Origin of the sequence: Streptomyces sp. NPDC101160 (genome assembly GCF_044768205.1) — a bacterium.
In the GTDB taxonomy this organism is placed as follows: Bacteria; Actinomycetota; Actinomycetes; order Streptomycetales; family Streptomycetaceae; genus Streptomyces.
Genome location: NZ_JBIWPJ010000007.1, coordinates 615,586 through 626,951, shown reverse-complemented (window position 1 = coordinate 626,951; position 11,366 = coordinate 615,586). Strand labels below are relative to the sequence as shown.

The following is an 11,366-nucleotide window of genomic DNA, read 5'->3' as shown; positions in this document are numbered from 1 at the left end:
ACTCACCCTCGCGGGCTTTCCTCCGGGCGCTTCCTTCGTTTCCGACTCTATCAGATCTTTCCGATCCGATTTCCTCGGTGCTTTCCGGTCCCTTTTCGACTTTCGTCTTTCCGGGCCCTTCCGGCGCTTTCCGACTCTATCAGATCCTTTCGGCGTCTGATCCCCGGTCAGCGGGGTTTGCCTTTCCGGCTGTTGGGCCGTTCCGACGAGTGAGACTTTAGCGGATTCCCGGCCCCCGAAGCTAATCGGGGACTCACGCTCAAACCTCGAACGCGGATTCCTCATTTCGCAAAAACGCACGGAAAGACAAGACGGCGACGCGACAAAGCACACCGTCAGGCGTTGAGAGGTTCTTGCGGAATCGCTGTCCGGGGCCGACCGGGGTCGGTGCTCACGTCGGACAACTCGGAGAACACTACGGACCCGGGGGACCCCATGTCAACTTCGGCCCTGGAGGGCACCCCCGTAGGAGTCGCTGAAGGGGTTGGGCCCGAGAGCCCAACCCCTTCGACACCACTGCGCTCGTGTCCCAGCCCGAACGCCGCCGGCTACGAGTGGGCGACTATCGCGTCGTCTACACGATCGACAACGGGGAGCTGGTGGTGTGGTTCGTTCACGTGGGACACCGGTCCACCGTTCACGAGACCTGACTGCCCACTGACTCCACGTCAGAATATCCAGCACCCATCCAGCACGGTGACGGACGAAGGGGTCGGACTCGACAGAGTCCGACCCCTTCTGGGCTGCACGTTTGACCCATTACGTCACGTGTAGTATGCAAACGATTACATGTTAAAGCGGAACGTTCAGCACAGGGCTCCCACCTGCGAGAATGCGGGCTCCGAGGCCCCCATCCAGCACCGGTCCAGCACGGTACGAACTCATCCAGCGCACGCGCGGCGAGAGGATCTGCCCACCGTTCTCGTTGTGTACACATGGAACACTCGGTACGCTTGGGCGCATGACGCAGCCACTGCCCATAGAGTCCATCCGCGACGTGCGCGCGCACCTGGCGGAGGTGGTGGAGCGCGCGGACCGCGACGACGTGCCCACAGTGATCACACGCCGAGGCAAGGAAGTCGCCGCCGTCGTCTCCATCGAGGTGCTGCGCAAGTACCAGGAGTGGGAAGAGCGCGAGATCAACCGGATCATCGACGAGCGCATGGCCAACCCGGCCCCCGGCATCCCGATCGAGGACATCATGAGGGAGACGCTGGCGCGCGGTGAGTGACTACCGAACCGTCTTCCGCCCTGAGGCGCAGGCCGAGCTTCGGAAGATCCCCCGTGACATGGCGCTGCGCATCCTGGCCAAGCTGACCGAGCTGGAGAGCGATCCCCTCGGCTTCAATACGACCGCACTCGTATCGCAGCCTGAACGCCGTCGCCTGCGAGTCGGCGACTACCGAGTCGTCTACACGATCGACAACGGAGAGCTGGTGGTCTGGGTGGTTCACGTCGGACACCGCTCCACCGTTTACGACGCCTGACATCGACTGATCCGGCGTCAGAATATCCAGCACCGATCCAGCACGGTGACGAAGAAGGGGTCGGCTCCATCAGGAGTCGACCCCTTCCGACCTGCACACTTGACGGATCATCTAACGTGCAGTAACAGGCTGACTACACGTTGAACCTGAACGTTCAGCACAGCGCTCCCACCTGCGAAAACACGGTTCTGGAAGTGGCTATCCAGCACCCATCCAGCACGGTGCGAGTTCATCCAGCACATCCAGCACATCAGGCGGCAGTGTCGTAGCCGGCGGGGTCCTCTGGGGCCTCCGGCCGCATCGCCTTCTGCATGATGTCACGGCAGCGGTCCCACGCCTCCGGGACCAGGTGCCCATAGATGTCAACCGTGGTCTTGATCGACTTGTGCCCGAGCCACCGGCTCACCTCATGAATCGGAACGCCGTTCGCCAGGGCGGTCGACGCGAAGAAGTGCCGAAGGCTGTGCGGGGTGTACTTCGGACTGCCATCTGCGTTGACGAGGCCAGCAGCCTTGAGCGCCTTCCGCCAGTGGTACCCGTACGTCGAGGCCGTGGGCATGATGCCCTTGCCGCGCTCACGAGGGGCAAAAAAGACCTCGACGACCTTCTTCTTGCCACTCCTGGTCTCGAACCCAAGCGGTATCGGGGTCCATGCTGCGGCGTGCTCGTCGATCTCCTCCCCAATGAAGAGGGGCATCGGGATGTCTCGGTACTCCCCATCCTCCCTGTGTTTGAGCGGAACCAGGCGGGTACGGGCGTCACCCCTGTTTGCCTTCGAGCTGACCTGCCAGCGGACCCGTATGAAGTCGTCCCGCCGGCATCCGACGTGAAAGGCCAGGGCCTCGCTGATCCGCAGGCCAAGACCCGCCTGAAGGGAGATCGTCAGCTTGTACTGAGGAGAGATGTACTGATGGATGAGGTTGACCTCGTCAAGCGTCGGGATCTCGTCCTCGTCGACAGCAACGTTGGTCGGCTTGATGTCGACGTCCCTGGCGGGGTCGTCCTGGATCAGCTTCTCCTCTTTGGCCGACCAGAAGATGTGCTTGACCATCTTCATGCGGTCGAACACCGTGCTCTCGGCGAGCACCTTCAGGATCGCCGCCTTGAAGTGCTCGATGTCACGCTTTGTGATCGAGGCCAACGACTTGCGTCCAAGTTGCGGCAAGAGATGGTTGTCGAGGAAGCCCCTGTAGTTCGAGTGCGTCGCGTCACCGACCGTTCGGCGTTCCAGCCAGTCGTCGGCATAGGCCCGCAGGCTGATCTTCCCGGCGTCCGGGTCGATATAGACGCCCTGGTCCTTGTCAGCCTCCATCTTGGTGCCGTGGGCTTCGGCCTTCGTCTTGGTGGGGAAGGTCTCCTCGCGCTGCCGCCCCGTACGCCCGCCCGGCTCGCGGTATCGAACGGTCCACTCGTGGCGGCAGCGAACGGCCTCACAGGGGTAGAACTTGTTTCGCTTGTCCGACTTGCATCTCTGGAAAACGGTAGCCATGCGGCCCCCCTTGCTTGCTGGGACAGGGCTCCGCCCGTTACCCGTAGTGGTCGTCGAGGTAGGCGACGATGTCGCGCTCGCGGAATCGCAGGAGGCGGCCGACCTTCTGGGCCTTGATCCCCCACGTCCGGTACTTGTTCTTGACGGTGATCTCGCTGACTTTCAGCCAGTCAGCTACTTCCTCCGGCGTCAGCAGCCGGTTGCTTCCTCCTGCCGGCACACAACTCCTCTTGGCTACATGTTTACAACTAGGCCGCGTAGAGCGCGGTTCGCCCCTCGAAGGAGCGGCGGGACTGCTTCGTGAGGTGCCACATGCCGAAGTCGCACTGGTAGATGCGGTTCTCGCGCTCGATGGCCCGGCGCTGGCCTCGGCGTTCGGCAGTGCGGTCACGCTTGGCCTGGGCGCGACCAAGGGCCTTGTCGGCTGCCCGCTCGTCGGCGAATGCCCGCTTGTCGGAGCACTCGCAGGTGTGGAATTCGACGGTCTTCATGGTCTGGCTCCTTCGGGTGTTCAGTAGCGTGGTGGCGTGAGGCTTCGGTTTCGGACCATCCGCATGTAAGTGAGGACGGCGGGACGCTGAACTCCGAGGTACTCGGCGAAGTGCCGGGCGGGGTTGATGACGCCTTCGGCCTCGGCCTTCGCGATGTGGGCGGCAAGGCGGCTGAGGAAGGCATTCGTCACCCGCGCCGTGTCACCGCGCAGTGCGCGCAATTCAGCGATCTCGGCCTCGGTGACGCTCGGGGCGCGGAGGATGTCGTCCGGGTTGGCGCTGGTCATGGGCATCCCTCTCTGGGGTCACTTCTGCTGGAACTTGCCGCACGGGCATGTGGGGATCTGGCAGGCACCTCGGGCGGCGCCGGCAAGGGAGTGGGTGAAGGGGGCGTGCCCGCAGTCGGCGTGGAAGCAGTACCCCTTCCACCCCTTCTTGCCGTCCGCATTGGCGAGCATGGCGCCGGGGCTGTAGAGCTTGACCACCCGGCCGGTCCCGCCGAAGGCCATCTTCGAAGCGAAGGTCTTGATCTCGGCCTCGGAGCCAAAGGGGCCGAAGTTGAGGCCGCGGTGGCCGTCCTTCCAGGTGTGGACGAGAGCGAACAGGTCCCGCATCTGGAGGAGTTCGGCAGCTGTCTTGTAAACGGCCTTGGCCATCTGGTCGGCACTCTCGAAGGTCGGGTCCTCGAGAAGCGCCTTGATGGCTTCGACCTCTTCCTTTCGGGGAGTCAATCTCATGGCTACACCTTAACAAGGATGTTCCATGTTTACACCTGCCGCCATGATGACCTCCCTCACGGTCACGTAGAGGTCCCACACTGTCCCGTCGTTGCGGATCACTGCGTCGAACTCGTATCCGGCGAGGGCGTTCTCGCTGGCGTGCCCGGCATGGGCAGCGTGGTCTTGCCCGGCCCGCTCGACGAGGATCACCAGGCCCCCGCGCGAACGGATCGCGTCGGCCTCGTTCGGAAAGCGCACGTCCGTGATGACGGTGGGGCCCCAGGTCTCGCAGTCGTGAAGGAGCGCGTGGACCCACACGTCCTCCCCGAGGGCTGCCCGGCCGCCCTCCGTTCCGAGCCTCTGGAGGTACTGACGCACCTCGGGATAGACGTCCTTCGTGGTCTCCCACCCGTAGCCGTCGACTTCGTATCGGAGGCTGGTCACACCCTCGGCGTACTCCTTCTCCAACATGATCGGGTCGAGGGCGTACAGCATCTCCTTGACCTTGTCCGCGAACGCCTTTCGCTGCCATCCCGAGCTGAGGAGTGCTTCGGCAGCGGTGTCCTTCCCCGAGCGTGCAGCGCCCGCGAGGCCGACGAGCAGCGCGGGCTCGCTACCGGATTCCGCGGTGCCGACGGGCGCGAGTTCGGTGATCGGAGTGTTCATACTGTTCATCCTTCGTGGCTGTCGTTGAGTCGGTTCAAGCCGGGCGCCTGCTCTCCGCCCTCGCACACGTCGCAGTCGCAGTCGTGCAGGCAAAGCAGGCAGGTGGGCTCGTCGCAGTAGGGGTCGGGACCGTGCCAGTGCTCGGGGTCGGGCTCCTGACAGCCCCAGCCTGCGCAGGTGTGGTCGCGGCTCCAGGTTGGATGGATGACGTGCTCTCGCTGGCTGAGTAGTCCGTGAGCAAGGTGTTCGCCGGGGCAGTGAAAGCGGGAGCGGTCCGCGCTCTCCCGGTCCCGGAAGGCCGCCCGGCACTGGGTGCACTGGAGGCGGCCTTCCGGACGCTTGCGGAGGTCGTGCCTCACTGAGCCACGGCGCCGAAGGCGGGTACGGCCGGGCCGAGCGTCCACGTTCCGCCGGCCCTCGGGGCAGCCTCCTCAATCGCGGTCTCGAAAGCCCATTCCCCAGCCATCAACGACTCGCGCATCCGCAACTCGGCGTGTCGGCCCTTGAGGGTGCGGAGCTGGATCTCGACCTCGCGTGCCTCGCGCTCGATCGCCGTCAGGCGGTCGCTCCGGCGGCTGCGGAGGAACTCGACGGCCTTCTCATGGACGAGTTGAGCGTCCCGCCGGTGCATCTCGGTGAGAGCTCGGACGATCTCGCCGGTCCGGGCGGTGGCTCCCTCGGGTGCCTGGTAGTCGCCTATGCCGGTCTGAATGCGCCGGACATGTATGTCCCAGTCGGTCTGACCGGGGCGTACGACGGTGTACTCGGCCAGGCGGGAGCCGCAGACTTCCAGTGTCCCGGACGCCCCGGAGCGATTCCACGTGCTGCGGCCGTAGGCGACCGTGAAGGCTGTGGGGAGGAACTCCCACGCCCGCTCGGAGTCGGAGACTCTCAGCTCATGAAACTCAGGGGCGATCTCAACCGTCCCACGGACCCGGGGTCCAGTCAGCCTGTACCCGGTGATCCAGGGCTTTGAGGCTTCGACTCGCTCGACGGTGACGGAGCCGAAAGACAGGTCCAGCGTGCTCATGTTGTGCTCTCTTTCGTGTGCTGAAGGGGGCCGCCCCTGCCCTCTCCCTGTGTGGACAGGGACGGCCGATGTGCCGTGTTGGATCAGGCGGCGATGCCGGCGGACTGGCCCGCATAGAAACGGAGGGCGTCGCGGGCCTGCGCTCGGGCGAAGAGGCCGCCGTAGAAGCCGAAGCAGGAGTCGACTTCCTCCCAGGTCTGCATGGACTCGTCGGGGTCGTCGTCGCGGGTCCAGTCGACGCGCTTCTCAACGACGAAGCCCCAGACGTCTCCCTCGGCCCACGCTTCGTACTCCTGCATCTCCGCCTCGACGTATCCCTCGGTGAGGAGGCCGCCGTCGATGGCGAGGGCCTCCTCGCCGGTCACGTACCAAAGGGAGCGCGGGCCGCAGTCAGGTGCGGACTCGATGACGGTCCCGCCGTGCATGATCGAGACGTAGCGGGTGAAGATGTCGACGCCGTTCCGGCGGTTCCACTTCAGGCGATCCCATGCCCATGCGAGGGGCCCGCCGTCCGTGTCGACGGGGTGGTACTGCCCGAGGTGAGTGTCAATCGTGAGGGCGTGGACGAGCGTCTCGTCGTTGCGGGGGTTCTCGGGGTGCTCGTCGAGCACCAGGCGCACACGGAAGCGGCCGTCATCGGTGGTGGACAGAACGTCGGTCATGGCTTCTTCGTCTCGTGTAGGGAGGCGCCCCCTGCTCTCCCTGTGTGCAGGGGGCGGCCGTTAGGGGTGTGTGTCAGGCGGCAAAGCGTGCGGCGTGGGCGTCTGCGTCCCAGGCGGGCAGGGCGAGACCGAGTTCGGCGTAACGGAGAGCGCGGGCCTCCGCTCGGCTGGGTCCAGAGAACTTGCAGCCCTTGTGCCGGCGAGGCGGCGCCGGGTTCTTGCCGGTGCGCTCCCGCATGTGGCTGTAGAAGACCTCGATGTCGACGCCGCACAGCAGGCAGTGCAGGGCCCAGCGGTGTTCGCTACCCGGGTAGCCCTCGTGGACTCCGGCGCACCGGGTGCGGGTGCAGCCGTCGGGTTCGGTGACCGGCTCGGCGCGGGTGGTGTAGCCGAGTTCGAGCTTCCGAACCCAGGCGGCCTCGAGGCCGTCGCGGTTGCGCTTGTTGTCGCGCAGGAAGGTGGAAAGGAACGGGGTGGTCATGTGTCCTGCCTTTCGGGCGATGGGTGGGGGTCAGGCGTTGTCGGGTGCGGGAAGGTAGCCGAGCGTGCCGACGGGATCGACGGCCCAGACCTCGCCGGGGTCGAGTACGAGTTCACAAGTGCGGATCTCGGAGGTGCAGAAGTCGCAGCGGAAGAGTCCGCGGGCCGTGGCGCCGAAGGGGGCTCTGCTGCACTCGGCGCAGATGATGGTGATCACGGGTAGCCTTTCGGGGTGGCCCCTCTCTGCTCCCTGTGGAGAGGGGCCGCTTGCGTTACTTCGCTTCGTCCTCGGCGAGGATTTCGAGCAGGTCGTCGCAGGCCCCGTACTCGGCGTCGCTGACGTGGCGCCACTCGGAGTCGGGGAGCATTTCGACCGGAAGAGACAGGGCCAGGCTGGAGGCGGTCTCGGCGAGGTTGATGAGCGTGTACCACTCCTGGGTCATGGGGTCGTAGTCGTTGCGCCACTCCTCCACCTCGCGAGCGGTCTTGAGTACCTCGGCGACGAGGTTCTTGATCCTGTCGAAGCCGATCGACTGGGCGTTCTGGATGGACGGCATCATGAGTGCTGCTCCTTAGCGCAGTTGGGGGGCCGCCCCGGCTCTCCCTGTGTGCAGGGGCGGCCCGTGGAAGCTGGTCAGGCAGCGAGGGCTCGGCGACCGCCCACGCGGGTCTGTCCGAGGTCCGCGCGTCGGCCTGCGGCCTCTCCGGCGGCCTTGCCCGAGCCGCCCCGCTTCGATCCGCCACCGCTCCGGGTGTGCGGGTACGCCTCCTTGAAGCGGGCGAGCGTCACGGCCTTGCGGTCCGCGAGGACCAGGTCTGCACTGCGGCCGGTCACGCTGGGCGCGGCCTCCTGGCGGGCTCGGGCCTCGATCTCTTCCAACCGGGCGTAGACGGTGAGGATGAACCCGGCGAGGAAGGACTTCCGGTAGGTGATCGTCTTCTCTCCCGGACGAGGGCGGCCGTGCCGCATCGCGTTGAACGCCTGGAGCTGAAGCGAGGTGAACAGCATCTCCACCCGCTCAAGGTCGGACTCGTAGCCGAAGAGGTGGACATCAGTCCCGTTCAGCTCGATCGCCTTGCATCCGAGCGCCTTGACGATGTAGCCGAGCAGGTACTTCCGGTCACTGCCGTACGTACCCGTGATCTTGATGATCCGGTCTCCGGGGCGGTCCTGGGCCGGGTCCGCGTCAGCGAGCATCGCCTTCTCGATGCCGTACTTCGCCATCAGCTCAGCGGCCTTCGCGAAGTAGGCGTCCGCCTCCTCGGGACTGGTCGCCGGGTCCTCGGCCTTGGCCAGGATGGCGCGGATCTTGGCGAGCTTGCCGTCTTCAGGCATGGGGGTAGCCATGTCGGGGCCTTTCAGGGGTTGATGCGGGCTGGCATCGTCAGGGGGGAGGAACCGCCTCCCGCCGACCTCCCTTCGGGAGGTTTCGCCTTTGCATCTGGCGGGTCAGACCGTGATCGGGTCCCAGCCGCCGAGGATGTGGGCGATGGCGAGGGCGTCGATCTGGGCCTTCGCTTCCGCCTCGCGCTGCTCATAGGTCGGCAGGTCGTAGGTCAGGGTCACCTCGGTAAGCGGTTCGAGGGCGAAGGGCCCGAAGAGCCCTGCCACCAGCACGTCACCGAATCGAAGGACGAGAGAGTGTGCGCCGCAGTCGGGGGCGCGGAAGGCAATTTCATCGTCGGGCTTGATCATGATTGGCATCGCTTTCCGAAGGGGCCTCCCTGCTCTCCCTGTGTGCAGGGAGGCCCGGGGCGGGAGGGTCAGACGGCGGAGGTGCGGATGGCGTCACGCACAGCGGTGAGCTTGATCTTCAGTTCGGCGAGCTTGTCCGCGTTCTTCGTGGCGCGGTTGCGCTCCCAGGCCCAGATGTCGCGGTACACCTTGTCGTCCGGGTTGTCGGCGAGCAGCTTCTCGGCCCGGTCCTTCTCGACCAGCTCGTACGCCTCACGGCGGACGACCGCGCCGAGAAGCGGTGCCCAGTGGGTTGTGATCAGCTCGTCGTCGGTCACGTACTGCCAGAAGACGGCGTGGTGCAGTGCGGCGGCAAGGTCGGCCTGCTGGTGGTACTCCTCGGCCATGTGCGGAAGGTTCTTGTCCTCGGCCTTGCGGGCCATAAGGCGGAACTCTTCGCGGTCGTAGGCCAGGGCGAGGCCGTAGATGGTGCTGTGCGAGAGCAGGGTGCCGGCGACAGCCTTGACCGCGGATTCGGTCTGGGGGTGCATGTGTCCTCGTACTTTGGTGGTCGGTGCTGACGCTGGTTGGCTCGTCAGAGGGCAGGGTCCGCCTGCCGCTGACGCCCCGGAGGGACGTTTCGCCTTTGGTCAGAGGTGGTGACGCCGGATCATGGAGTGGGCGGTCGTGTAGTCCTTGGTCCGGCCGCCGTTGACGCTGAAGCCGAAACGTCCGTAGAAGCGGCGGAGGCGGTGCACGCTGCTGGCCCCGAACTCGCCCGAGGGGGTGCCGGTCATGGTCACGCCCTGGCGGTCGGCCTCGGCGGTGAGGAGCTGCATCACCCGCGTCCCGAGGCCCTGATTCCGCAGGTCTGACGGCACGATGAGCTTGCTGAGGGCGAGGTGTCCTGCGGAGTCGAACTCGATCCAGATGACGACCTCGGGGGCGCTGTCAGCTATCTGCTGACGCAGAGGGGCGAGCCAGTCGGGGTCAAGGGTGGTGCGACCGTGCTTGAGCATCGGATGCCTCTCGGGATGCTTAGGCCACCCCCGCCCTCTCCCTGTGCGGGAAGGGGTGGCGGGGTGATCAGATGAGGGCGAGCTGTCCCGCGATCGGGGCGTTGAGGTGCTCATTGCCGAGTCGGGTGAAGTAGTCCTCGCGGGCCTGGCGGTAGATGTCCTCGACCCGCTGCCAGCTCACACCGCCGTCCGGCTCGTGGCCCATCAGCTCGTTGATCTCGTCCTGGCAGCTCTCGGCGATCTCAGCGGACTGCTGTTCCGAGTCCTCCCCGTACTCGCGCTGGGCCTGCGCCAGGGCCTCGTTCACGTTGGACTGCCAGCGCTCCCACTCGCGGTCGGAGTAGTCCGATTCGTCGAGGATCGGGTAGACCTCTAGTGCGGAGATGATTGAGCACGCCTCACGCCAGGCCGCGGTGAACTTCGGTCGGTACTTGATCGGGGTGAGCGAAGGTCGGCCGTAGTGCTCGTTGTCCCAGTCCCAGTCGCTCTTGCACCCGGTACACAGGAAGCGTCGGCGACCATGCCTCTTCCGGCTGACGGCCCAGTCCGCGATGCTGTCGCACTTCCGGCAGAGCATCACGTCGTCGGCGTAGACCTGCACGAAGACCTGGGAGCACGGGCCCCAGCCCCAGTGGCGTATGCCGGCGTCGATGACGTGCTCGTCCGAGACTTCGGTGTCGTTGCGCCCCTCATCGGCGGCGGCCCGAAGGAGGTTGAGCGCGCTGTCGTAGTTGGACTCGGCCATCAGATCGTCGGCGTGGTCCGCCTTGCCAATCACCGGGGCGTGCGTCCGGTAATACCGGTCATCACCCCCAAAGTTCGTCGGCCGCTCCAAGAGCTTGTCCGCGTACTCCCTCAAGGTGTCGTCGTCGCACTGGTAGCTGATCATGTGTCCTCGCATTCACAGAGCTGGGCTGACGGGCTGGCTCGTCAGGGGGGAGGCACCGAACCTCCCGCCGACACCCCCCACCGCACCCAGACCGGGGGCACGATGGGACTGCTGGGCGTTTCGCCTTTCGCAGGGTCAATGTTTACACTCGGGCGTTGAGGTCGATCGCCGCGAAGGCGACTTCCAACTCCTCTTCCGTCTTGGGCTCGACGCCGTTCAGGCGGTCGATCTCGGCGGCCTGCTGGGCTATGACGCGGTTGGCCCTGTCGAGAGCGATGGCCAGCTCCTCGCACCGGAGGCCAAGGTTGTGGGCCATGGTCAACAGGGGGAACCGCTGAATCTCGGTCTTGGCCAAACTGACCTGCCGCTTCGGCCGTTCGATCGCTGCGATGGCCTCGACCGTGAGGAACACGGGGCCGACACAGTAGGTGCACTTCTCCCCTGCGTCCCGTGCGGTGACCTCCCGCTCATAGAAGCTGAAGTCAACGCACTGGTAGCACCGGAAGTCGCCATCCACCCGCTTCACCCCGACGACCTTGCCGTACTGCCGATCGCGGCTGGAGAAGACGAACTCGCTCATGTGGCCTTGCCTTTCGACATCCAGCTCGTGTTCAAAGTTTACACTAGCCGGAAGGTTTCGCCGGGCCTTTTGGCTCAGCGTTGGTTTCAACTTTACACCACTCACCGGATGGGGATTCACATTCGGCCTGGTCAGCGGTAGGCACTCCCATGTCCCACCGCCAGGACCCCTGGCCTTGC

The 11,366-nt window shown here is 65.5% G+C and carries 19 protein-coding genes and 1 pseudogene; 3 read left to right on the top strand and 17 right to left on the bottom strand.

Annotation, left to right across the window (positions count from 1 at the left end):
- Positions 1-494: 494 nt before the first annotated feature.
- The 3 genes and pseudogenes from ACIRSU_RS25745 to ACIRSU_RS25735 all read left to right on the top strand — a co-directional run.
- Positions 495-650 (top strand): annotated as a pseudogene (locus ACIRSU_RS25745) (type II toxin-antitoxin system RelE/ParE family toxin); the annotation flags it as partial.
- Positions 651-961: 311 nt separating this feature from the next.
- The gene (locus tag ACIRSU_RS25740; protein WP_019434848.1) at positions 962-1,231 is read left to right on the top strand and encodes a type II toxin-antitoxin system Phd/YefM family antitoxin; all 270 of its coding nucleotides are present in this window, start codon (positions 962-964) and stop codon (positions 1,229-1,231) included.
- On the top strand, positions 1,224-1,487 hold the full coding sequence (locus tag ACIRSU_RS25735; RefSeq protein ID WP_403796403.1) for a type II toxin-antitoxin system RelE/ParE family toxin: 264 nt from the start codon (positions 1,224-1,226) through the stop codon (positions 1,485-1,487). The genes ACIRSU_RS25740 and ACIRSU_RS25735 overlap by 8 nt, the downstream gene beginning before the upstream one ends.
- A 250-nt stretch (positions 1,488-1,737) precedes the next feature.
- Here ACIRSU_RS25735 and ACIRSU_RS25730 read toward each other — a convergent pair whose 3' ends face one another.
- From ACIRSU_RS25730 to ACIRSU_RS25650, 17 genes are all read right to left on the bottom strand, one after another.
- Positions 1,738-2,976 (bottom strand): tyrosine-type recombinase/integrase, encoded by a 1,239-nt coding sequence (locus ACIRSU_RS25730; RefSeq protein ID WP_403796401.1) that lies wholly within the window; start codon positions 2,974-2,976, stop codon positions 1,738-1,740.
- A gap of 37 nt (positions 2,977-3,013) precedes the next feature.
- Positions 3,014-3,196 (bottom strand): helix-turn-helix domain-containing protein, encoded by a 183-nt coding sequence (locus ACIRSU_RS25725; protein WP_403796399.1) that lies wholly within the window; start codon positions 3,194-3,196, stop codon positions 3,014-3,016.
- Positions 3,197-3,224: 28 nt separating this feature from the next.
- Positions 3,225-3,467, bottom strand: a complete 243-nt coding sequence (locus ACIRSU_RS25720; protein WP_403796396.1) for a hypothetical protein — start codon at positions 3,465-3,467, stop codon at positions 3,225-3,227.
- Between the two features lie 20 nt (positions 3,468-3,487).
- Positions 3,488-3,754: a hypothetical protein gene (locus ACIRSU_RS25715; protein WP_403796394.1), complete on the bottom strand. Its 267-nt coding sequence runs from the start codon at positions 3,752-3,754 to the stop codon at positions 3,488-3,490.
- Between the two features lie 18 nt (positions 3,755-3,772).
- Positions 3,773-4,204, bottom strand: coding sequence for a hypothetical protein (locus tag ACIRSU_RS25710; protein ID WP_403796392.1), 432 nt, complete (start codon positions 4,202-4,204; stop codon positions 3,773-3,775).
- 9 nt (positions 4,205-4,213) lie between these two features.
- Positions 4,214-4,852 (bottom strand): hypothetical protein, encoded by a 639-nt coding sequence (locus ACIRSU_RS25705; protein ID WP_403796389.1) that lies wholly within the window; start codon positions 4,850-4,852, stop codon positions 4,214-4,216.
- Between the two features lie 355 nt (positions 4,853-5,207).
- Positions 5,208-5,882 carry a hypothetical protein gene (locus ACIRSU_RS25700; protein WP_403796386.1) on the bottom strand — a complete coding sequence of 225 codons (675 nt, stop codon included), beginning with the start codon at positions 5,880-5,882 and terminating at the stop codon, positions 5,208-5,210.
- A gap of 83 nt (positions 5,883-5,965) precedes the next feature.
- Complete coding sequence (locus tag ACIRSU_RS25695) at positions 5,966-6,544, bottom strand: hypothetical protein (RefSeq protein ID WP_403796383.1); 579 nt, start codon at positions 6,542-6,544, stop codon at positions 5,966-5,968.
- Between the two features lie 73 nt (positions 6,545-6,617).
- Positions 6,618-7,025: a hypothetical protein gene (locus ACIRSU_RS25690; protein WP_403796380.1), complete on the bottom strand. Its 408-nt coding sequence runs from the start codon at positions 7,023-7,025 to the stop codon at positions 6,618-6,620.
- Between the two features lie 30 nt (positions 7,026-7,055).
- Positions 7,056-7,241 carry a hypothetical protein gene (locus ACIRSU_RS25685; protein WP_403796377.1) on the bottom strand — a complete coding sequence of 62 codons (186 nt, stop codon included), beginning with the start codon at positions 7,239-7,241 and terminating at the stop codon, positions 7,056-7,058.
- Between the two features lie 55 nt (positions 7,242-7,296).
- The gene (locus ACIRSU_RS25680; RefSeq protein WP_403796374.1) at positions 7,297-7,584 is read right to left on the bottom strand and encodes a hypothetical protein; all 288 of its coding nucleotides are present in this window, start codon (positions 7,582-7,584) and stop codon (positions 7,297-7,299) included.
- A gap of 74 nt (positions 7,585-7,658) precedes the next feature.
- The gene (locus ACIRSU_RS25675; protein WP_403796371.1) at positions 7,659-8,372 is read right to left on the bottom strand and encodes a DUF2786 domain-containing protein; all 714 of its coding nucleotides are present in this window, start codon (positions 8,370-8,372) and stop codon (positions 7,659-7,661) included.
- Positions 8,373-8,474: 102 nt separating this feature from the next.
- Complete coding sequence (locus tag ACIRSU_RS25670; protein WP_403796368.1) at positions 8,475-8,720, bottom strand: hypothetical protein; 246 nt, start codon at positions 8,718-8,720, stop codon at positions 8,475-8,477.
- Between the two features lie 68 nt (positions 8,721-8,788).
- Complete coding sequence (locus tag ACIRSU_RS25665; RefSeq protein WP_403796366.1) at positions 8,789-9,250, bottom strand: hypothetical protein; 462 nt, start codon at positions 9,248-9,250, stop codon at positions 8,789-8,791.
- Positions 9,251-9,349: 99 nt separating this feature from the next.
- Positions 9,350-9,718, bottom strand: coding sequence for a GNAT family N-acetyltransferase (locus ACIRSU_RS25660; protein WP_403796363.1), 369 nt, complete (start codon positions 9,716-9,718; stop codon positions 9,350-9,352).
- A gap of 67 nt (positions 9,719-9,785) precedes the next feature.
- Complete coding sequence (locus ACIRSU_RS25655) at positions 9,786-10,607, bottom strand: hypothetical protein (protein ID WP_403796360.1); 822 nt, start codon at positions 10,605-10,607, stop codon at positions 9,786-9,788.
- A gap of 142 nt (positions 10,608-10,749) precedes the next feature.
- Positions 10,750-11,187, bottom strand: coding sequence for a hypothetical protein (locus ACIRSU_RS25650; protein WP_403796357.1), 438 nt, complete (start codon positions 11,185-11,187; stop codon positions 10,750-10,752).
- Positions 11,188-11,366: the final 179 nt, after the last annotated feature.